We start from the raw sequence: 20209 nt of genomic DNA, 5'->3' as shown, positions 1-20209 counted from the left end.
TTCCTACCCGGCGTTTTCATTCACGAAGGACCGCACGATGTCTCGCTACTCGGCCAATGAAATCGAAGCAAAATGGCAAGAGGCCTGGGACAAGGCCGGAATTTTCACTGCCGACCGCACCGCGGACAAGCCAAAGTATTACGTGCTTGAGATGTTTCCCTACCCGTCTGGCCGAATCCACATGGGACATGTGCGCAACTACACGATGGGCGACGTGATCGCGCGACACAAGCTGGCGACCGGGCATAACGTGCTGCACCCAATGGGCTGGGATGCCTTCGGGATGCCCGCAGAAAACGCCGCAATGGCCATTGGCGGCCACCCCAAGGATTGGACCTATGGCAACATCGCCGACATGCGCGGGCAGATGAAACCGCTGGGCTTATCGATCGACTGGTCGCGTGAGTTCGCCACCTGTGACCCGGAATATTACGGCCAGCAACAGGCACTGTTCCTGGATATGCTTGAGGCTGGGCTGGTCTACCGCAAGAACGCCGTGGTGAACTGGGATCCGGTCGATATGACCGTTCTGGCCAACGAACAGGTTGAAAACGGCCGCGGCTGGCGCTCGGGCGCGCTGGTGGAACGTCGCGAACTGACGCAATGGTTCTTCAAGATCTCGGACTATTCCGAGGAACTGCTCGACGCGCTGGATACTCTGGAAAACTGGCCTGCCAAGGTGCGCCTGATGCAGGAGAACTGGATCGGCAAGTCGCGCGGCCTGCAATTCTCGTTCGAGCGCACGGATAACGCAGAGCCGATCACCGTCTATACGACTCGCCCCGATACGCTGCTGGGCGCGTCTTTCGTGGGCATTTCGCCCGACCACCCGATTGCCAAGCAGCTTGAGGCCGAAAGCCCCGAAGTCGCTGAGTTTGTTGCCGAATGCCGCAAGGGCGGCACCACCGAAGAGGCCATCGAAACCGCCGAGAAGCTGGGCTATGACACCGGCATCCGGGTCAAACACCCACTGGACCCGAACTGGGAACTGCCGGTCTGGATCGCGAACTTCATCCTGATGGACTATGGCACCGGTGCGATCTTTGCTTGCCCGGCGCATGACCAACGCGACTTGGATTTCTGCCGCAAATACGGCCTGCCTGTTGTAGACACCTTCTTTGCACTGGACGATGACACGCCGGTCGACAAGATCGCATATGTTCCGCCAAAGACCGAGAAAGTCCGCTGGGTGAAGCATTTCGCAGGCCTGACCGAGGCGACGGGCGACGAGGCGATCAATGCCACGGTCGATTTCGCCGAAAAGGCCGGTTGGGGCGAAGGTGTTACCAAATACCGCCTGCGTGACTGGGGCCTGTCACGCCAACGCTATTGGGGTTGCCCGATTCCCGTTGTCCATTGCGACAGCTGCGGCGTGGTGCCCGAGAAGAAAGAGAACCTGCCGGTCCGTCTGCCCGACGATGTCACATTCGACAAACCGGGCAACCCGCTGGACCGCCACCCGACCTGGCGTGATTGTTCCTGCCCGAACTGCGGCGCGCCTGCCAAGCGTGAAACCGACACGATGGACACGTTCGTCGATTCGTCCTGGTATTTCGCCCGTTTCACCGCCCCTCGCGCCAAAACGCCGACCGATCTGGCTGAGGCCGAATACTGGATGAATGTCGACCAGTATATCGGCGGCATCGAGCACGCAATTCTGCACCTGCTCTATTCCCGCTTCTTTGCACGGGCGATGCAGATCACCGGCCACCTGCCGAAAAAGGCCATCGAGCCTTTTGACGCGCTGTTCACGCAGGGCATGGTCACGCATGAGATCTACCAGACTCGCGACGCCAACGGTCGCCCTGTCTATCACCTGCCAGAGGATGTGACCGACGGCAAACTGGCTGACGGAACCGAGGTTGAGATCATCCCCTCGGCCAAGATGTCGAAATCCAAGAAGAACGTGGTCGACCCGGTCAGCATCATCTCGGCCTTTGGCGCCGATACCGCGCGCTGGTTCGTACTGTCTGATTCACCGCCTGAACGAGATGTGGAATGGACAGCATCCGGGGCCGAGGCCGCCTACAAGCACCTCAGCCGCGTTCATCGGATCGCGTCGGAAATTGCCGAATCGGACAATCCCGTCAATTCCGAAGACGAAACCTTGTTGCGTGAGATGCACAAAGCCATCCATGACGTAACAGGCGGCGTCGAATCCTTTGGCTTCAACGCCTCGATCGCCAAGCTCTATGCCTTCACCAACACACTCGCGAAATCCAAGGCGGGCGCTGCTGCCAAGCACAAAGCCGCCAAGACGCTGGCACAACTGATGTCGCCCATGACTCCACACCTGTCCGAGGAGCTGTGGCAGTTGCTGGGCGGTGAAGGTCTGGTTGCCACCGCGCCGTGGCCCGTTGCGGATGAGGCGATGCTGATCGACGACACAGTCACTCTGCCGATCCAGATCAACGGCAAGCGCCGCGCGGAAATCAGCGTGCCAAAGGATATGGACAAAGCAGAGGTTGAAAATATCGCGCTCAGCACCGAAGCTGTGCAAAAGGCGCTGGATGGCAATGCGCCGAAGAAGGTGATTGTTGTCCCGGGCCGGATCGTGAATGTCGTTGTTTGATCGCAGAACCCTGTTGTTTATGCCGCTGGCGCTGGCCGCCTGCAGTTTTGAACCTGTTTACGCGCCCGGAGGGTCGGGCGCGGCATTGAACGGCCAGGTCCAGGTGTCGGCTCCAAACACCACCGACAGCTATCAGCTGGTCCAGAACCTTGAACAACGGCTGGGACGCAGCGCAAGCTCGGGTGGTGCCTACGCGTTGGATGTGGGTGTTTCGACCGTTACACGCGCCGCAGCCATCACGACGACAAACGAAACCAACCGCTATTCCATTGATGGCAAGGCAAACTATACGCTCAAATCTAACGAAACCGGACAGATCGTCGCCTCGGGCTCGGTCGAGAATTTTGTTGGATATTCCGCTGCCGGATCAACGGTTTCGACACTGGCAGATGAACGGGATGCCAAGCAACGGCTGATGGTGATTCTGTCGGATCAGATCATAAGCGAGCTGTACGCCGCGCCGGGTCTTGGCACATGAAGCTCAGCCCGCGCGAGGCTGAAGGGTATTTCGCCCGTCCAGACGCCGACAAGGTCGGGCTGCTGATCTACGGTGCAGATACGATGCGCGTGGCGCTGAAACGCCAACAGGTTCTTGCCGCACTTTTGGGGGCCAATGCCGAAGAGGAAATGCGGCTGACCCGTATCCCCGGAGCCGATCTGCGCAGCGATCCCGCCCTGTTGCTGGATGCAATCAAGGCGGTTGGCTTCTTTCCAGGACCACGTGCTGTTTTTGTCGAAGATACAACAGATGTCGCCGCACCAGCTATCATTGCCGCATTCGAGGAATGGGCCCCGGGCGATGCGCAGATCATCATCACTGCCGGACAACTGAAACCCAGCTCAAAAGTCCGCAAAGCCTTCGAAGCCCACCCATCGGCCTACGCAGTTGGCATCTATGACGATCCGCCATCACGTGGTGAGATCGAGCGGCTTCTGTCTGAAGCCGGGGTGCAGAACATCCCGCGCGACTCGATGTCGGCGATTACCGAACTCGCCATGGGAATCAGCCCCGGAGACCTCAAGCAAACCATTGAAAAAATTTCCCTTTATAAACGCGGAGACAGCTCAGAGCTTTCTATAGAGGATATTGAAGCCTGCGCCCCTCGCTCAACCGAGGCCGCGTTGGATGATGTTCTGAATGTCGTCGCCGAAGGCCGCGCCGGAGAGATCGGCCCGTTGATCCGGCGATTGCAATCGCAGGGTACCAATGCGGTCAGCCTTTGCATCGGTGCGACACGACATTTCCGGACGCTGTACGCCTGCGCGTCAGATCCCGGCGGGGCTGCGCAAGGGATCGGCAAGCTACGGCCACCGGTCTACGGAAAAAGGCGCGATCGGATTCTGCGGCAGGCGCAGGGCTGGGGCGCACCAAAGCTGCAAACGGCTTTGACCGTTCTCACCGATACGGACTTGTCCTTGCGGTCAGCCGGGCAGACCGCACCCGCGATGGCTTTGGTCGAACGTGCAATGATACGTCTGGCGATGCTGGCCCGGTCACGTTAACCGTCGCGCAACCAATCTACGGCTGATCGCCCAGCCCATCGCCCCGTCGCCAGACAAGCGGTTAACAGGTAGCCACCGGTCGGAGCCTCCCAATCCAGCATCTCTCCGGCACAGAAAACGCCTGGCATCGCTGTCAGCATCAGCCCCTCAGTCAGCGCAACACGTTTGACCCCGCCCGCCGTGGAAATGGCCTCGTCCATCGGGCGCAGACCCGCGTGGCGGATCGGCAGGTTCTTGAGCGCGCCGGTCCACTGATTTTGTGGCAATGCGCTGCTTTTGACCATCTCATGAAACAACGCAACTTTCTGAGGCGGCAGGCGAAGGGATTTTTTCAACCATTGGGACAACGTGGTTTTGGATTTCTTAGCGGTCAACCGGAATTGCAGCGCCGCTTGGTCAAGGTCGGGTACCAGATCAACATAAAGCGGCGCCCCCGCACGCAGGGCCGGGGTCAGAGAGTACAGCCCACCACCCTCAAGCCCGGTTGCTGATATCGTGGCCTCGCCCCGGCTGTCTGTGTCTCCAGCCATCCAGCGCACAGATTTCAACGCCGCACCGAAATGCGGCTGCATGTGGAGGCTCCAATCAACGGACAATGCCGAATTCGCCGGGGCAAAAGGGGCAAGCGCAACGCCATTCTGTTGCAAAGTGCCCGCCCATTTGCCATCTGACCCCAATCGCGCCCAACTGGCTCCGCCCAGCGCCAAAACGGTCACATCAGGTGTCAACGGACACTTCCCATCCGGCGTATCAAACAACAGAGCCCCACAGTCCCACCCCAGCCAGCGCCAGCGGGTTTTGATTTGCACCTTCGCCGTCTCGAGCCGCCCCAACCAGGCCCGTACCAGCGGCGAGGCTTTCATTACGGTTGGGAAAACTCGACCAGTCGATCCGGTAAACAGCTCTTGCCCCAACTCCCGCGCCCAGCCCTGCACCCCGTCAGCGTCAAATTCGGAAATCATCGGACGCAGCCAGTCAGACGCCTCGCCATAGGCAAGCATCAATGTCTCAAGCGGTTCATCCTTGGTCAGGTTCAGACCCGATTTGCCCGCCATTAGAAACTTGCGCGCAACTGACGGCTTGGCCTCAGCCACCAGGACATCATGACCTTCAGCAGCCAGTTCCTCGGCCGCCATCAGCCCTGCGGGTCCGGCCCCGATTACCACTGCCTGCGCCATTTCCGTCCTCTTGCCTTTCGCACCATCCGGCGCAAATTTGTGAATGTCATGCCAAACAGCGACCCGATCTGCCCGCTATGTGACCGCCCCATCCCGGATGGCGGCGGCAGCCTGCACCATCTGATCCCAAAACTCAAAGGAGGCAAGGGCGGCCCCACGGTATTGTTGCACATCATCTGCCACAAAGAGGTGCACGCCACTCTGTCCGAGGCCGAACTGGCCCGTGAGTTCAACACGGTCGAGACATTGCGCGCCCATCCACGGCTGGAGAAATTCCTGACCTGGGTGAGCAAACGCCCACCCGGCTTCCGTTCGAAAGTGCCGGGCAAGCGACGGAGCCGATGATCACCCCGGCCGGAGCGGATCGCCAAAAGCGTCGCGGAGCGACTCTGTCAGTCCCTGAATCTCCAATCCCTGATAATCCGGTGCCGGAGCAAACTGAGCCCCCGCAAGATGTTGGAATTCCAAAGTGGTATAGGGACGCTTCCACAACCATTCGCGGTTTTCAACCGACCAGAGATCTGCATTCGGCGGCTTATCATCGGTGAATGCATAGAAATGCAGGTCGAATCCGTATTGGGCTACATCCTGCACCGATAACAGCCGCATTCCTTGTGCACGCCAGAAGGCATCCTCGGCAGCAATGTCACCTGTACGTAACGTGATCTGGCCAATACAGGCCCCAGCGAAAGGCATAGCAGGATCGGCAGCATTTTCGGGCCGGTTTCCCTGAAAATCACGTTGCAGCAGCTCGATCACGAAACCTGCGGGGTCTTTCAGATGACACATATAACCGATGTCGAGAAACTGTTTAGGAGTCGAAACATCGACCCCCTTCCGGCGCAGATACGCCGCAGCAAGATCAACATCTGGTATGGTGATCCCGATTTTCCAGTATCGTTGCCCGCCGTCATGCGTGTATCCGCCTCCACCCGGCATCAGCAGCAGGTCGGCATCCTGCCCCTCATAACCAAGGCGGCGGTTCGGGCCCTGCACATGCAGGGTCATGTCCAGAATATCCGCATAAAATGCCGCCAATCTTTCTGGGTCAGCGACCCGCAATAGCACGGCCGACAATCTCATCGGCACATCCTTGCAATTCCGGCAGCAATTTGGGGATCGGCAGCCAAGCTGTCAGCTACAAGCTCATGCGCCGTCTGCATCAGTTGGTCGGGCTCAACCACGCGGTCGACCAGGCCAAAACCATATGCTTCTTGAGCGGTGATCTTTTGCCCGGCCATAAGAATCATCTTGGTGCGCGACGGTCCGATCAGGGCGGCCATGCGCACCGGGTCAGACGGTTGCGGCAGAAAACCCAGCTTCATGACAGGGTAAAAGATCTTGGCCTGCGGCACTGCAATGCGAATGTCACAGGCCAGAACCATTCCGTTGGCCCCTCCCGCAAGCGTTCCGTTCAGAGCGGCAACTGTCAGGCACGGCAGAGCGGCGACAGCGCCCGACAACCGCTCCCACAGGTCCGAGGTTGCAAGTCCGGCCCGCGCCTCGTCCAGATCGGCACCGGCGCTGAACACCTTGCCAGCGCCGGTCAGGATCAAGGCCCTCGCCTCGGTTGCCGCTTCGGCAATCTCGCAGAGTTCGGTCAGCATCGCCCCAGTCAGCGCATTTGCCTTTTGCGGGTTGTTAAGCGTGACCGTCCATAACCCATCTGCCTTGGTAAATTCGATCACGTCAAACCAACCCTTTGGCGGATATCATCGCGCCGCAACGATATTTCTGTACCCAAAAACTCATCTGCGTCAGCGCTGCACATCCACAGCAGCGCGCGCGCAGGCCAGTCGGCGGGGATATGATCCCTCCAATCCAGCTGGCTGACGGCATTGATGCCGCTGTCCTTGATGACGCGCTGCATGTCCGTGGCCACGGTACCCGGTGACAAGCCCATGGCGCGGATGCCGTGAATGGATTCCTCAAGATGCAGGCATTCGGTCAGCATCTTTGCGCCTGCCTTTGACGCGCAATAATGGCTCCATGCCTCAATCGGGTTGGATGCCGCGCCCGACGACACCGTGATCACCGTGCCCCCGCCCGCAGCGCGCATGACGGGCAGCGCCGCACGCATGCCGTAGAACACGCCCTTGAGGTTGATGTCTATCGCCGCGCCCCAAGCCGTGACGTCCGCGTTCGACAAGTGAAAGATCGGATCAATGACGCCTGCGTTGCCGATCAGAACATCCAGCCCACCAAAGCGGTCAACACAATCTGCAACTGCCTGTTCCACCTGCGCGAAATCGCTGACGTCGCATTGCAGCGCGATGGCATTGCCGCCCAGCGCATCCGCCAGAGCCTCAATCTGATCACGGTTGCGGGCCACCAGCGCGACATTTGCCCCGGCTGCGGCAAATACGCGCCCCGCCTCGGCTCCGATGCCACGGCTGGCCCCTGTTATCAGTACGGTTTTTCCCTGCATACGGACCGTGTACCTCCGTTGTTTTGAGATTGTGTAAATCTCTACCGCGCAAACGGGGAAAGCGTCCAGCCCTTGCCCCTTGACGCCCGCCGCTGCAGGCACGACGATGCGGCAAAATTGATCAAGAAGGGTTCTATAATGTCCGTTTTCCTTCGCCGCAGCAGTGGCGCAGTTCTGGCCTACGCCATTATCACACAAGGTGCGTTTGCAGATGTCACCGCACAGCAGGTCTGGGACGACTGGCAGTCCTATTTGTCTCAGATGGGCTACACGATTTCGGCAAACCAGGCCACTTCGGGCAATGTGACGACAATCACCGACATGACTGCGGTCGCATCCGTGCCGGACACGGACGGGTCGTTCACGATGACCATGCCGCAAATGACCCTGACAGAAAACGGTGACGGGACTGTCAGCATCGACCTGCCCGAAAGTTTCCCGATGGCTCTGTCCGGCGAGGCCGAGGGCGAGGCGTTCTCTGTCGACATCGAATACTACCATTCCGGGTTGGAGATGATTGTCTCGGGCGACCCCGACGACATGATCTATAACTATTCCGCGCCCACGCTTGGCATGAAACTGGGCGGGCTACAGGTCGACAACGAGACCGTGCCGGATGACATTATGGCCATGGATCTGGCGATGACTGACCTGACAGGCAGCTCGCGGATGAAAATCGGCGAGACCCGCTCGATCGATCAGGACATGACCGCCGCCGGGCTGACCTATGATCTGGCATTCAACGATCCCGAGGGGGCGGATGACGGCAAGATCAACGGAAAACTGAACCAACTGGCATTCGAAGGCACCAGCGTGATCCCGGCGGATTTCGACAGCACCGATCCGCAAACGTTCTTCAAAGGTGGCTTCTCATTCTCGGGCCTGTTCACCTATGCCTCTGGCCAAACTGCGATTGCGGGATCTAGCGAAGGGCAGGCGTTCTCGATGGGCAGTGAATCCGAAGGCGGACGGTTCGGCGTCAGCATCGACGAACAGCGCCTGGCCTATGACATTGAGCAAAACGACGCGAAACTGGCAGTGACTACGGCTGACCTACCCTTCCCGATTGAGATTGCCATGGCCAATGCCGGGCTGAAATTCGAATTCCCCGTACAACAGTCCGAAGAAGTCCAGCCCTTTGGCTTTGCGATCAATCTGACGAACTTCACCATGTCAGACGTTCTTTGGAGCATCTTTGACCCCGCGGGCGCCCTGCCGCGTGACCCTGCAACCATCGCGCTGGACACCACCGGCACCGCCAAGATTCTAACGGATTTCTTCGACCCGGCTTCTGTCGAGGCGCTGGAGACGTCGGGCGAAGCTCCGGGAGAGCTGCACTCGCTGAAAATCAACGAACTTCTGGTATCGCTGGTGGGTGCCAAGCTGACCGGTGACGGCGATTTCACCTTCGATAACTCAGGCGCAACCGAGCTTGGCAGCCTGCCGACTCCAGCAGGCGTTGCGAACCTGCAGCTGGTGGGTGCCAATGCATTGATCGACACTCTGATCAGCATGGGCCTGGTGCAAGAGAATCAAGCCATCGGCGCGCGCATGATGATGGGCATGATGGCGGTCCCCGGCGAAGAGCCCGACACGCTGAACTCAAAAATCGAGTTTACCGAGGACGGACAAATTCTGGCCAATGGTCAGCGCATCAAGTGATGAGGACCGGGCGAAGTTCATATAAACCAGAGCTTCGCCCGCGGCCCGCTTCAGGTCTGCGGGTCTAGCTCTCAGACTATGGAAGTTTAAAAACCTTTTGCCCATGCGGCATGAAAATTGCCAAAATTACAGGGCCTGACGTTTGATCTATCTGCCCTGAGGTCTTGCGGGGTGGGCGGCCCAAGGTTAGGTCAATTGCAATACAACCGGAGGCCGCATGACCCGTACACCTGAAGAAATCAGCCAATCCCTGCTGGACGCGGCCCGCAAGTCAGGGGCCGACGCGGCGGACGCTATTGTCATCGACGGCTCTTCGGTTTCGGTCGAAGTGCGTGGGGCGGCGCTGGAACATGCCGAGCGATCCGAGGGCACAGACCTTGGCCTGCGGGTATTTTTGGGAAAACGGCAGGCCATCGTATCCAGTTCGGACAGCCGCCCGGAAACCCTGACGGCGATGGCCGAACGCGCCGTTGCAATGGCCCGCGAAGCACCCGAGGATCCCTTCACCGGCCTAGCCGACGCGGATCAATTGACCAAGGACTGGGATCTGCCTGCACTGGAGCTGTTCGACCCATCCCCGGAACCTGCGGCAGAGGATTTGTTAAAGGACGCGCTGGCCGCCGAGGCTGCTGCACTGGCGGTTCGGGGCGTTTCGCAAGTGTCTGACGCGGCGGCAGCTTACGGTACTCACCGGGTACATCTGTCAGCGACCAACGGCTTTTCCGGCGGCTATGCCCGCAGCAGCCGCTCGATATCCTGCGTGGCGATCTCGGGCGAAGGCACGGGCATGGAACGTGACTATGACGGCGACAGCCGCACCTTCCAAAGCGATCTGCGCAACCCCGAAGAGATCGGCCGTACCGCTGGCGAACGCGCTGTGGCACTGGTTGGCGCAAAAAAGCCGGCTACGGGAACGTTTCCAGTGCTCTTTGACGAACGCATCTCATCCTCGTTGATCGGTCATCTTTTGGCGGCCAGCAACGGCGCCGCGATTGCGCGCGGAGCATCCTGGCTGAAGGACTGTCTGGGCGAGCAGGTGCTGCCGGAACACTTGTCGCTGATCGAAGACCCGCATCGACCCCGCATTGCGGGTTCGCGCCCATTTGATGCCGAAGGACTGGCCACACAGCGCCGCGCGATTGTCGAAAACGGCATTCTGACGGGCTGGACACTGGACCTGTCAAACGCGCGCAAGCTGGGCATGAGTTCGACCGGTAACGCGGCGCGCGGCGTATCAGGGCCACCGTCGCCCAGCAACTGGAACCTGAGCCTTACACAGGGTGATCAAAGCCGTGACGACCTGCTGCGCGACATGGGTACCGGGTTACTGGTGACGTCGATGATTGGCTCGACCATAAACCCCAATACCGGCGATTACTCGCGCGGGGCCTCGGGCTTCTGGGTCGAAAACGGGGAAATAACCCGCCCGGTCAACGAATGTACCGTCGCGGGTAACCTGCGTGATATGCTGAAGCGGATCATCCCTGCCAACGACGCGCGCCTTTACTTGTCGCGAGTGGTCCCGTCGGTGCTGATCGAAGGAATGACACTTGCCGGCAGCTGACCTGCACCTTTTGATCGACGCCGCACTCGAGGCCGGAAAGATCGCCACCCGCTATTCGGGTGAAACGGCGCAGCGCTGGGATAAACCCGACGGCGCGGGCCCCGTGACCGAAGCCGATCTGGCCGTCAACGAAATGCTGGAGCAACGCCTGCCAGCTGCCCGCCCGAGCTATGGCTGGCTAAGCGAGGAAACCGAGGATTCCGATGACCGCCTGACACGGGACCGGGTATTCATCATCGACCCGATCGACGGCACGCGCAGCTTTGCCGAAGGTTCTCGGACATGGGCGCATTCTCTGGCCATCGCCGAGCAAGGCGAAGTCACAGCCGCTGTGATTTACCTGCCGCTGCGCGATCTGCTTTACGCAGCTGCGAAAGGACAAGGCGCAACGCTGAACGGTACCGCAATTCAGGTATCCGATCCCCTTGATTTGGGATCAGCCGAGATATTGGCCGCAAAACCTAATTTGAACCCGCACCATTGGCAGCAAAACCAAGCGCCCGAATTTAGACGGGTCTATCGCCCTTCTCTGGCCTATCGTATGGCCCTCGTGGGACAGGGACGATTTGACGGGATGCTGACACTGCGCCCCAGCTGGGAATGGGATATCGCCGCAGGTGATCTGATCATCCGCGAAGCGGGCGGCAGATGCTCGAACCGGCTGGGTGATCCATTGCGCTTTAACAACCCGCATCCGCGCCTGAATGGAGTAATCGCGGCGGGGGCATTCATACATCATGCATTGCACGCGAAACTTGACCCGAACAGTGCCGGTATTCGCCCATGAGCAAACCGCGTTCCCTCAGCATGGCCGCGTATCGGGTTCTGTCCTGGGGCGTGTCGGGCTCGGCCAATCAACCGCAAATCCCGCGCCCCGAAGGCGAACTGATATGGGTTCATATCAACGCACAGAACCGCCAGCGCGCAGTGGTCGATTTCTGCCTCAGGCTGCAGCAGGCTCACCCCACGCTGAACGTACTGCTGACAGCCCCTCCGGGGGCAGATCTGCAGCGTTGGGAGCAGGTAGACTATCCCCTGATCAATCTACCCCAAGAACAAAGCGGCGCAGCCCGTGCGTTTCTGGATTACTGGCATCCTGAAATTGGCCTGTGGGTCGGTGGTGGGCTGATGCCCAACGTGATCACCCGGGCCGAAGAACGCGGCATCCCACTGATTCTGATCGAAGCCGAGATCGACATCAACGTCGCGCGCGGGGCCAAGTGGCTACCGGATATCACCCGCGTTACCTTCGACTGTTTTAAGTCGATTTTGGCAACAACATCCTTAACTGTCCGAACAGTCCGCCGCCTTGGTGTTACTTCAGGAAAGGTTGCTGAAGCGCCGCCCTTGCAGGTCAGCGCAAATCCAAGGCCCTGGCCCGAGGATGAACTGATCGAAACCAACCACGCTTTGGCAGGACGCCCGGTGTGGTTGGCAGCGTATGTGCTGGACAAAGAGTTTATCTCGGTCCTTAGCGCCCATCGTCAGGCTTTGCGGATGCTGCCGCGGTTGACGCTGGTACTGCATGTAGCCGACATGGCCGAAGCCGAACCCTTGCACCAGCGGCTGGAAGCGATGGACCTGCGCTGCACCAGTTGGGATGATGTTGGGCGGATCGAAGACACGACGCAGGTCGTTTTGACATCTACGCCAGAAGATCTGGGCCTGTGGCATCGGGTGTCGCCGGTTACATTCATAGGCAGCTCGCTGGAACGCGGCGCAGGGGGTCATGATCCGCTGGCTGCCGTGGCTCTGGGCTCGGCTTTGATCCACGGCCCGTATGTGCATCAGCATCAGCAAATTTTCGATCAGTTGGACCAAGCCGGGGCCGCGCGTACAGTTAGAAGTGCAACTGAACTGGGCGACGCTGTTGTTGAACTGCTATCCCCGGACCGGGCCGCGAATATGGCTCTGGCCGGGTGGGAAATCGTGTCCGAGGGCGCGCCACAGGCAGATCAACTAATTGACATGGTGCAGGACTGCTTGGACCAACGGAGTGCGGATTGATGCGAGCACCTGATTTTTGGAACACCGCTCCTGATCAACTGGATCTGCGGGCACGCCTGCTGGCACCACTGGGGCGTGTTTATGCAGCCGCGACGGCGCGACGGGTTGCATCAGGTACAGGTGTCAAGCCGGGCGTCCCGGTAATCTGCATCGGTAACCTGAATGCGGGTGGTACAGGTAAAACACCGACCGTCATCTGGATGATCGAACAGTTGCGCGACGCTTGGCACGAAACGCATGTGGTTACTCGTGGCCATGGCGGCTCGTTGGAAGGACCGGTACGGGTTGATCCCAGCAAACACACGGCCGCGCAGGTCGGGGACGAGCCGCTCTTGCTCGCCGCCTTTGCCGAGGTTTGGGTTGCCAAGGACCGCGCCGCCGGTGCGCGCGCAGCGTCCGAAGCCGGGGCAACGGTAATTTTGCTGGATGACGGGTTTCAAAACCCCTCGGTCGCAAAGGATTTCTCGGTCATCGTGGTAGATGCGGCACGCGGATTCGGAAATGGACTGTGCCTGCCAGCCGGTCCGTTGCGTGAACCCGTTGACGTTGGGCTGAAGCGCGCTGATCTGGTGCTGTCTTTGGGTGATGCAGAGGCACAAACCCAGTTCGCGGACCGTTGGGGCCAAAAACTGATTACACCACACGCCAGAGGCGCTGTTGAACCGCTGCAAACCGGCATGGACTGGCGCGATACGCCCGTTCTGGCCTTTGCAGGTATCGGCCACCCCGAAAAATTCTTTGCCACCCTACGCCAGCAAGGCGCGACCCTGTTACGAGCCGAAGCACTGGACGATCACCAGCCGCTGACCCCGGCGTTGATGACTCGGTTGGAAAACGAGGCCCGCCTGCTGGGGGCTCAGATGGTAACCACGGAAAAAGACGCGGTGCGTCTGCCGTCCGCGTTTCGCAGCAAAGTCGTCACTCTGCCCGTACGTCTGAAAGTGGAAAACGCTGACGAAGTTCGGCAGATGCTGCTAGAGATTGCCCCGTCGCCCTAACAGGCGACCGGCCCGGAACAGGCCGGTCGCAAAGGCAGTTAGCTGCCCAACTCGTCTTCGATCAGCTTCTTGAAATCGCCATAAGACTGGTTGTCGACCTTCTTACCGTTCACGATGAAAGACGGGGTCGACTGAACACCGTCACGTTCAGCGTTTTCCTGATACCAGGCCACCAGCGTCTGAGCGCGGGTGCCGTCCTGCAGACAGGCTTCGAGCTGGTCATTGTCGATGCCTGCCAGACGGCCGATCTTGCGCAGTTCATCCACGATCTCAGCCGGACCACCGGCCTTGGTCCATTCGGACTGGCCCTCATAGATCAGGTCGGAAATGCCAAAGAACTTCTCGGGTCCACCACACCGCGCAACCATCGAAGCCCACAGGCCGTAGCGGTCGAAATACACCTCGCGATAGATGAATTTCACCTTACCGGTGTCAATGAAGTCTTTCTTCAGCTGCTTATAGGCGCCGGTGTGGAAATTCGCGCAATGTGGGCAGGTGTAAGACGCATATTCGATGATCTCGACAGGCGCATCCTCGGCCCCCTGCACCATCTCAACAATGGTCGAAGTGTCCAGATCGGCTTCTTGCGCCTCGGCGCTGCTGATCAACGGATATGTCGGAGAGGAATTCGACAGCGACAGCCAATAGCCGCCTGCGGCTATGGCGACAGCCGCGCAGATTCCAGTTGCAATACGGCTCATTTCTCAGCCCTTTCTCAGCGTTTCTGCTTGGATAAAACGTTTCTCCCCAGACGTTCAAGAGCCGCGCGCAGTTCACCATCGTGAACGTCGCGTGCGGTTCTGTCTGCCTCGGCCTCAATCTCTGGGTCAATCTTGGGTTTCGCCGATTTCGGTTTGTGGTCGAAACTGGCCTGCCCCTCGGCAAATCCTGTCGGAGCGGTCTGGGTGATGCGCACCCGGCTGATGGCGTTATAGCCATAAACCGCGTTCACCTTGCTGCGCAGCTGCTCTTTCTGCATCTCCAGCATCAGAGCCTGCGGGCCGGTAGTCAAAACAGTCAACGTCGCGCCGATCCCGCCTTTGCCATAACCCACGTTTACCGGCCTTGCGATGGTTGCCATGTCCTGGCCCACGATCTCGGCCCAATGGGTCAAAAGGCGCGATACGGCAAAGCCCCGGCTTTCACCGGCGCGCCTGATCTGGCCGTTCAGCAATGTCGCGGTGCGTTTGAACCCGCGGGTCGAAGAACGTCTGCGCTGCATCTGGTTTCCAACTCCTGCGCCGCTATTGTAAAGGGCGTGGCACCGGACGCCAGCGAAACCCGACAGGGAGATACATAAAAGTTGCGTGACACCATTCAACAAGACCTGAGCGCTGCCCTGCTTGGCTGGTATGACCGCCACGCGCGTCAGATGCCTTGGCGGGTTGGCCCATCGGATCGGGCGGCTGGCGTGTTACCTGACCCTTATCGTGTGTGGTTGTCCGAGGTGATGCTGCAGCAAACCACTGTTACTGCTGTCCGCGATTATTTCCTGCGGTTCACCGCCCGCTGGCCTAACGTCGATGCGCTGGCCGCCGCCCCAGATGATCAGGTCATGGGTGAATGGGCCGGTCTGGGGTATTACGCCCGCGCCCGCAACCTGCTGAAATGCGCCCGGGTGGTAAGCGAAGATCACAGAGGCACCTTCCCCGACACCTACGACACCCTGCTGAAGCTGCCCGGCATCGGCCCCTATACCGCAGCCGCAATCTCGGCGATCGCCTTCGACCAACCCGAAACGGTGTTGGACGGCAATGTCGAACGGGTTATGGCGCGACTCTACGACATCCACGATCCCCTGCCCGGTTCAAAACCGCTGTTGAAAGAGAAAGCCGCCGCGCTAACACCCGACATCCGACCCGGAGATTATGCGCAGGCAGTAATGGATCTGGGCGCCACGATCTGCACTCCGAAATCTCCGGCCTGCGGCATCTGCCCCCTCCGCGAACCCTGTCTGGCACGTGCAGCCGGAACCCAGAATGATTTGCCACGCAAGACACCGAAAAAACCCAAACCCACGCGCTTTGGCCATGTCTACATCGCCCAAAGCGATGACGGTGCTCTCCTGCTGGAACGCCGCCCTGACAAAGGGCTTCTGGGGGGTATGCTTGGATGGCCCGGTTCGGACTGGTCCGATGCTCCGATCGAAGCCCCTCCGTTTGCGGCTGACTGGCAGGTAATGGCAGGTGAAGTGCGCCACACTTTTACCCATTTCCACCTGATCTTGCGCATTTGGACAGCTACCTTGCCCCCTGCCTACGCGCCCGAAGACCTTATAGTGATGGAAAAACACGTCTTCCGCCCCAGCGACTTGCCCACCGTGATGCGCAAGGCCCATGACCTTTGGCGCAACCGGTAACCCCCGGTAACCCATTGTGCACACTATCGGACTAGGACTAATCTTGCCGCAGCTGCTCGGAGCCCCAGAATGATCGCAACTGCTACCTTGTCTCGCTGGCAATCGGCCCTTCCTTTCTGGGTTTCGTTCCTGCTGATCCCGCTGATCTGGTTCACCGCTTTTGAAGGTGGCTGGTGGGTGCTGCTGGTCCCGCTATCGACCTGGTGGGCATTTGCCGTTCTGGACCAGTTAACCGGGCAAGAGCTTGGCAACGCGGATCCAAACGCCGATGATTCTGTACTGCGCTGGTACATCCTGCTGACCAATACTTGGGTGCCGGTGCAGTTTTTAACCCTATATGGGTTGATCTGGTACGCCACACATGCTGACCACCTGTCGACACTGTCCAAGATCGGGTTGTTCTTTGGCATGGGGGTGATCTCGGGCACGATCGGGATCAACTACAGCCATGAATTGATGCACCAGAAAGGCCGGTTCGAACGCTGGCTGGGCGATATCCTGCTGGCCATGGTGCTGTATTCGCATTTCCGGTCCGAACATCTGCTGGTCCACCACCGTTATGTCGGCACCCCGCGCGACCCGGTCACCGCGCGCTATAACGAGGGCTTTCACCGGTTCTACCCGCGCGTACTGAAACAATGCCTGATCTCTGCTTTTAGCGCCGAGCGGGACAAGCTGGCCCGCAAGAATCGGCCCTGGACCGATCCCGCCAACCCATTCTGGCGCTACTGGGCGCTGCAAGGCGTCATGCTGGCGCTGGCATTCCTGGTCGGAGGCTTCTCGGGCCTCGCCTTGTTTCTGCTGCAGGCCGGTGTCGCCATCTGGCAGCTCGAACTGGTCAATTACGTTGAACATTACGGCCTGACCCGCAAATACCTGGGCGAGGGGAAGTATGAACATGTCAAACCACGCCATTCGTGGAATGCATCGCAAAAAGCATCAAACTGGCTGCTGATTAACCTGCAGCGCCACTCTGACCACCACTACAAACCCAACCGACGCTTTCCGCTACTACAACATCACTCTGAAGACACCGCCCCGCAACTGCCCTACGGCTATCCGGTTATGACGGTCGCTGCCATGATCCCTCCACTCTGGCGACGCGTCATGAACCCCCGTGTCCGCGCATGGCGCCGCACATACTACCCCGAAGTCGCAGACTGGACGCCTTACAACAAGTCCCTGAACCCCAACCCAAGGGCCTGACAACAGCGCGCTGCCCTGCCCAACGATATGACGGGCATCCTTGATGCAGGCCACATCGGCGCGAGCCGTCACCCCCTCATCACCCACACATCCATAAGGGTCTCTACCCCACGGATGGCACGGTTTTCGTGTTTCTCGAACCCAACCATTAACTCGGAATTGCTGTTTCCCTCCACCCCTAGCTGCGCCCGAACTGCTTCGCTTATGACCACACGCGCTTGAAGCTCACGGGTCATCGCCTCAAGCTTGGCGGCCACGTTCACTGCATCCCCGATCACCGCGAATTCCAGGCGGTTGGCACCTATGTCGCCTAAAACCACCGAACCAAAATGCACCCCGACCCCAATGTTGATCTCAGGCTCGCCCGCCCGTCGACGCTCAACGTTCCATCGCTTGATCACATCCACCATTGCACGGGCACAAGCCACCGCATTGCTGGCGTCCAGCGGCGTGGGAACCGGCGTACCAAAAGTCGCCATCAACCCATCCCCAAGATACTTGTCCAATGTGCCGTGATGACGGAAGACCTCGGCCTCCATCCGGGCGTGGAACCCGCGCAGAACTTCGATCACCTCATAAGTATCGCGCCCGGCGGCATATTTGGTGAACCCCACGATATCGATGAACAGAACCGCGATGTTCTCTTTGCGCACCTGCTTTAGCGGCTCGTCATTCTGGCTCAGTTCGTCCACCACGTTGGGTGAAAAATATCGTGACAGGTTTGCTCGCTCCCTCTCCAAACCTGCATTCATCATCAACAACCGATTGAGTCGGCGCATTGAAATGCCAAGCGTCACAGCAACCATCATGAACACAATGACCTGCTGAATGCGCAGCTCAGGCATAAAGCTGTTTGGGTTCAGCCATTCACCTACATCCGGGTATCCAACCAACGCCTCGGCCACACGTTCGCTCAAACCGGGCATCGGTGTCGCAACCCACCAAGCAATGATCCATCCCGCAGTCCAGACGCCCGCCGTCCAGGACCCGATCGCAATAACCGTGCGCCATGAATAGGCCAGCGTGCCGGCTGCCAGAATGATGAAGAAGTACTGGAAATTGTCGAACCGATACTGCATTGCCAGCGGCCGTACATCATCGCTGAACGGGTTGGGAACGATCATGCCCAATGTCATGATCAGCAGATCCACAAAAATCAGCAGCAACTCGGCTCGTGATTGCCCCACCCGGCCTGCTCGCCGAATAAACCAGCCGTTCGCGCAGATCAGCAGCAGGATGAAGTGATACCAAAGCACTTCCCATTGCGGGTTGAGGAAAACCAGCAGAACCGCAGTCAGTCCCATAGCGATCCACCGGGCGCGGACAGCAAGCTCCAGCCCTTCACGTTTGTGCCGCTCCAGCGCGGCCTCGGTGTATTTGTTGTCCAGATCGAAATTGTCCGGACGTGTCACCGAGAGCCGGTCAAGGCGGGATGGGCTGGCTGTAGTATCCGTCATCGCTAAGGCTCCTTCACTGCACCGCAGAATACAGAAGGCAGACTTCGAGACCAGACATCCTCAAAACAAAAGACCCCGCCGAGGTCGGCGGGGCAAGGCGTAGTGCCTAGTGTCAGGCCACAGGCACCGGCGGTGTTCGTGAAATCAGTTCATCTCGGCCCGGATCTGCTGGCGCAGCACGTCGATCGGCACCGTCTTGCCATCACGTTTAAAGCACCAGTATGTCCAGCCGTTGCAGGACGGCGCGTTTTCCAGGTGCGCGCCCACCTGATGGATCGAGCCTTTAACGTTGTCGCCGACCAGCGTGCCATCGGCGCGGACCTTGGCTTTGTGACGCTGGTTCATGGAGTACAGCTCCTCACCCGGACGAAGCATGCCGCGTTCCACCAACTGGCCAAAAGGCACACGCGGTTCGGCACGTTTGCTGGCGCTGACTTCCAGCGCCTCGCGGTCGAACTTGCGAACCTTGGCGATGCGCTTTTCGGCCACTTTGCGATAGTTTTCCTCGCGCTCGATGCCGATGAACTCACGCCCCAGCATCTTGGCAACGGCGCCTGTTGTCCCGGTGCCAAAGAACGGGTCCAAAATAACATCGCCCGGATTGGTCGAACCGATCAGCACGCGGTGCAACAGCGATTCTGGTTTCTGCGTCGGATGCGCCTTGTCGCCGTTTTCGTCTTTCAGGCGCTCATGCCCGGTGCAGATCGGCAGCACCCAGTCGCTACGCATCTGCACGCCTTCATTCAGGGCTTTCAGCGCTTCGTAGTTGAATGTGTATTTCGCACCTTCGCGTTTCGACGCCCAGATCATCGTCTCATGAGCATTGGTGAAGCGTTTACCGCGGAAATTCGGCATCGGGTTGGATTTGCGCCACACAACATCGTTCAAAATCCAATATCCCGCGTCCTGCAGAGCCGAGCCCACACGGAAGATATTGTGATAGGAACCAATCACCCAGATCGCGCCATTTGGCTTCAACAGGCGATGCGCGGCTTTCAACCAGTCGCGTGTGAACTGGTCATAAGCACCAAAGCTGGAAAACTGATCCCAGTGATCGTCGACCGCATCTACCTGGCTGTTATCGGGGCGATGCAACTGGCCTTTCAGCTGCAGGTTATAGGGCGGATCTGCAAAGATAAGGTCCACCGACGCCTCGGGCAGACTGTTCATCACATCGATGCAGTCCCCGGATAGAATCGTGTTTAAAGGGAGCGCTTTTGCGCCCTTTTTGGTGGTTGTTGTCATTTTACTGCCTCAAGTATCCACGGCGCTTTT

At 59.2% G+C, this 20209-nt stretch carries 19 protein-coding genes; 11 read left to right on the top strand and 8 right to left on the bottom strand.

The features are described 5' to 3' along the window. The first annotated feature begins 37 nt into the window (after positions 1-37). From leuS to holA, 3 genes are read left to right on the top strand one after another with little or no spacing between them, the layout of a single operon-like run. Positions 38-2572, top strand: a complete 2535-nt coding sequence (leuS, locus tag ACR0D7_RS15385) for a leucine--tRNA ligase (RefSeq protein WP_480679787.1) — start codon at positions 38-40, stop codon at positions 2570-2572. Further along, entirely contained in the window at positions 2559-3050 is a 492-nt protein-coding gene (lptE, locus tag ACR0D7_RS15380) for an LPS assembly lipoprotein LptE (RefSeq protein WP_480679786.1), read from the top strand. Before leuS ends, lptE begins: the two co-directional genes overlap by 14 nt. Then, positions 3047-4075, top strand: coding sequence for a DNA polymerase III subunit delta (gene holA, locus ACR0D7_RS15375; protein ID WP_480679784.1), 1029 nt, complete (start codon positions 3047-3049; stop codon positions 4073-4075). Before lptE ends, holA begins: the two co-directional genes overlap by 4 nt. Here holA and ACR0D7_RS15370 read toward each other — a convergent pair. After that, positions 4072-5253, bottom strand: a complete 1182-nt coding sequence (locus tag ACR0D7_RS15370; protein WP_480679783.1) for a TIGR03862 family flavoprotein — start codon at positions 5251-5253, stop codon at positions 4072-4074. The two genes, holA and ACR0D7_RS15370, sit on opposite strands and share 4 nt — an antisense overlap. A 48-nt stretch (positions 5254-5301) precedes the next feature. On the opposite strand from ACR0D7_RS15370, the gene ACR0D7_RS15365 reads away from it, so the two are divergent. Next, positions 5302-5598, top strand: coding sequence for an HNH endonuclease (locus ACR0D7_RS15365; protein ID WP_480679781.1), 297 nt, complete (start codon positions 5302-5304; stop codon positions 5596-5598). Here ACR0D7_RS15365 and ACR0D7_RS15360 read toward each other — a convergent pair whose 3' ends face one another. The 3 genes from ACR0D7_RS15360 to ACR0D7_RS15350 are packed head-to-tail and all read right to left on the bottom strand — an operon-like array spanning position 5599 to position 7681. Beyond that, positions 5599-6336: a VOC family protein gene (locus tag ACR0D7_RS15360; RefSeq protein ID WP_480679780.1), complete on the bottom strand. Its 738-nt coding sequence runs from the start codon at positions 6334-6336 to the stop codon at positions 5599-5601. It abuts the gene before it with no gap. Beyond that, entirely contained in the window at positions 6333-6941 is a 609-nt protein-coding gene (locus ACR0D7_RS15355; protein ID WP_480679779.1) for an enoyl-CoA hydratase/isomerase family protein, read from the bottom strand. The genes ACR0D7_RS15360 and ACR0D7_RS15355 overlap by 4 nt, the downstream gene beginning before the upstream one ends. Then, entirely contained in the window at positions 6938-7681 is a 744-nt protein-coding gene (locus tag ACR0D7_RS15350; RefSeq protein ID WP_480679778.1) for an SDR family oxidoreductase, read from the bottom strand. Before ACR0D7_RS15350 ends, ACR0D7_RS15355 begins: the two co-directional genes overlap by 4 nt. A 138-nt stretch (positions 7682-7819) precedes the next feature. Between ACR0D7_RS15350 and ACR0D7_RS15345 the strand changes: the two genes are divergently transcribed. The 5 genes from ACR0D7_RS15345 to lpxK all read left to right on the top strand — a co-directional run bounded on the left by ACR0D7_RS15345 (position 7820) and on the right by lpxK (position 13912). Further along, positions 7820-9343 (top strand): DUF2125 domain-containing protein, encoded by a 1524-nt coding sequence (locus tag ACR0D7_RS15345; protein WP_480679777.1) that lies wholly within the window; start codon positions 7820-7822, stop codon positions 9341-9343. A gap of 217 nt (positions 9344-9560) precedes the next feature. After that, positions 9561-10907: a TldD/PmbA family protein gene (locus tag ACR0D7_RS15340; protein WP_480679776.1), complete on the top strand. Its 1347-nt coding sequence runs from the start codon at positions 9561-9563 to the stop codon at positions 10905-10907. Then, complete coding sequence (locus ACR0D7_RS15335) at positions 10894-11694, top strand: inositol monophosphatase family protein (RefSeq protein ID WP_480679775.1); 801 nt, start codon at positions 10894-10896, stop codon at positions 11692-11694. The genes ACR0D7_RS15340 and ACR0D7_RS15335 overlap by 14 nt, the downstream gene beginning before the upstream one ends. Then, positions 11691-12914 (top strand): 3-deoxy-D-manno-octulosonic acid transferase, encoded by a 1224-nt coding sequence (locus tag ACR0D7_RS15330; RefSeq protein WP_480679773.1) that lies wholly within the window; start codon positions 11691-11693, stop codon positions 12912-12914. The genes ACR0D7_RS15335 and ACR0D7_RS15330 overlap by 4 nt, the downstream gene beginning before the upstream one ends. Further along, a complete protein-coding gene (gene lpxK, locus ACR0D7_RS15325) occupies positions 12914-13912 on the top strand; it encodes a tetraacyldisaccharide 4'-kinase (RefSeq protein ID WP_480679772.1) in 999 nt (332 codons plus the stop codon). Before ACR0D7_RS15330 ends, lpxK begins: the two co-directional genes overlap by 1 nt. A 38-nt stretch (positions 13913-13950) precedes the next feature. Here the strand turns inward: lpxK and ACR0D7_RS15320 are convergent, their stop codons facing one another. Next, positions 13951-14613 (bottom strand): DsbA family protein, encoded by a 663-nt coding sequence (locus tag ACR0D7_RS15320; RefSeq protein ID WP_170571716.1) that lies wholly within the window; start codon positions 14611-14613, stop codon positions 13951-13953. Between the two features lie 14 nt (positions 14614-14627). Then, positions 14628-15134 carry a DUF721 domain-containing protein gene (locus tag ACR0D7_RS15315; protein ID WP_480679771.1) on the bottom strand — a complete coding sequence of 169 codons (507 nt, stop codon included), beginning with the start codon at positions 15132-15134 and terminating at the stop codon, positions 14628-14630. Positions 15135-15215: 81 nt separating this feature from the next. On the opposite strand from ACR0D7_RS15315, the gene mutY reads away from it, so the two are divergent. Beyond that, positions 15216-16271 carry an A/G-specific adenine glycosylase gene (gene mutY, locus ACR0D7_RS15310; RefSeq protein WP_480679770.1) on the top strand — a complete coding sequence of 352 codons (1056 nt, stop codon included), beginning with the start codon at positions 15216-15218 and terminating at the stop codon, positions 16269-16271. Between the two features lie 69 nt (positions 16272-16340). Continuing rightward, positions 16341-17477, top strand: coding sequence for an alkane 1-monooxygenase (locus ACR0D7_RS15305; RefSeq protein WP_480679769.1), 1137 nt, complete (start codon positions 16341-16343; stop codon positions 17475-17477). 68 nt (positions 17478-17545) lie between these two features. Here ACR0D7_RS15305 and ACR0D7_RS15300 read toward each other — a convergent pair whose 3' ends face one another. Together ACR0D7_RS15300 and ACR0D7_RS15295 are read right to left on the bottom strand one after the other, a co-directional pair. Beyond that, on the bottom strand, positions 17546-18934 hold the full coding sequence (locus tag ACR0D7_RS15300; RefSeq protein ID WP_480679768.1) for an adenylate/guanylate cyclase domain-containing protein: 1389 nt from the start codon (positions 18932-18934) through the stop codon (positions 17546-17548). Between the two features lie 144 nt (positions 18935-19078). Beyond that, positions 19079-20179, bottom strand: coding sequence for a site-specific DNA-methyltransferase (locus tag ACR0D7_RS15295; RefSeq protein WP_170383905.1), 1101 nt, complete (start codon positions 20177-20179; stop codon positions 19079-19081). Between the last annotated feature and the right edge of the window lie 30 nt (positions 20180-20209).

Source organism: Ruegeria sp. BB7 (genome assembly GCF_056539365.1).
Note: the sequence above shows the minus strand (reverse complement) of the source record. Positions and strands in the feature narration are given on the sequence as shown.

Coding starts and splice junctions, on each gene's coding strand:
- ACR0D7_RS15320 (WP_170571716.1), bottom strand. CDS start 14,613: ATGAGCCGTATTGCAACTGGAATCTGCGCGGCTGTCGCCATAGCCGCA.
- ACR0D7_RS15315 (WP_480679771.1), bottom strand. CDS start 15,134: ATGCAGCGCAGACGTTCTTCGACCCGCGGGTTCAAACGCACCGCGACA.
- ACR0D7_RS15340 (WP_480679776.1), top strand. CDS start 9,561: ATGACCCGTACACCTGAAGAAATCAGCCAATCCCTGCTGGACGCGGCC.
- ACR0D7_RS15345 (WP_480679777.1), top strand. CDS start 7,820: ATGTCCGTTTTCCTTCGCCGCAGCAGTGGCGCAGTTCTGGCCTACGCC.
- ACR0D7_RS15360 (WP_480679780.1), bottom strand. CDS start 6,336: ATGAGATTGTCGGCCGTGCTATTGCGGGTCGCTGACCCAGAAAGATTG.
- ACR0D7_RS15305 (WP_480679769.1), top strand. CDS start 16,341: ATGATCGCAACTGCTACCTTGTCTCGCTGGCAATCGGCCCTTCCTTTC.
- ACR0D7_RS15295 (WP_170383905.1), bottom strand. CDS start 20,179: ATGACAACAACCACCAAAAAGGGCGCAAAAGCGCTCCCTTTAAACACG.
- ACR0D7_RS15350 (WP_480679778.1), bottom strand. CDS start 7,681: ATGCAGGGAAAAACCGTACTGATAACAGGGGCCAGCCGTGGCATCGGA.
- ACR0D7_RS15300 (WP_480679768.1), bottom strand. CDS start 18,934: ATGACGGATACTACAGCCAGCCCATCCCGCCTTGACCGGCTCTCGGTG.
- holA (WP_480679784.1), top strand. CDS start 3,047: ATGAAGCTCAGCCCGCGCGAGGCTGAAGGGTATTTCGCCCGTCCAGAC.
- lpxK (WP_480679772.1), top strand. CDS start 12,914: ATGCGAGCACCTGATTTTTGGAACACCGCTCCTGATCAACTGGATCTG.
- ACR0D7_RS15370 (WP_480679783.1), bottom strand. CDS start 5,253: ATGGCGCAGGCAGTGGTAATCGGGGCCGGACCCGCAGGGCTGATGGCG.
- leuS (WP_480679787.1), top strand. CDS start 38: ATGTCTCGCTACTCGGCCAATGAAATCGAAGCAAAATGGCAAGAGGCC.
- ACR0D7_RS15365 (WP_480679781.1), top strand. CDS start 5,302: ATGCCAAACAGCGACCCGATCTGCCCGCTATGTGACCGCCCCATCCCG.
- lptE (WP_480679786.1), top strand. CDS start 2,559: ATGTCGTTGTTTGATCGCAGAACCCTGTTGTTTATGCCGCTGGCGCTG.
- ACR0D7_RS15330 (WP_480679773.1), top strand. CDS start 11,691: ATGAGCAAACCGCGTTCCCTCAGCATGGCCGCGTATCGGGTTCTGTCC.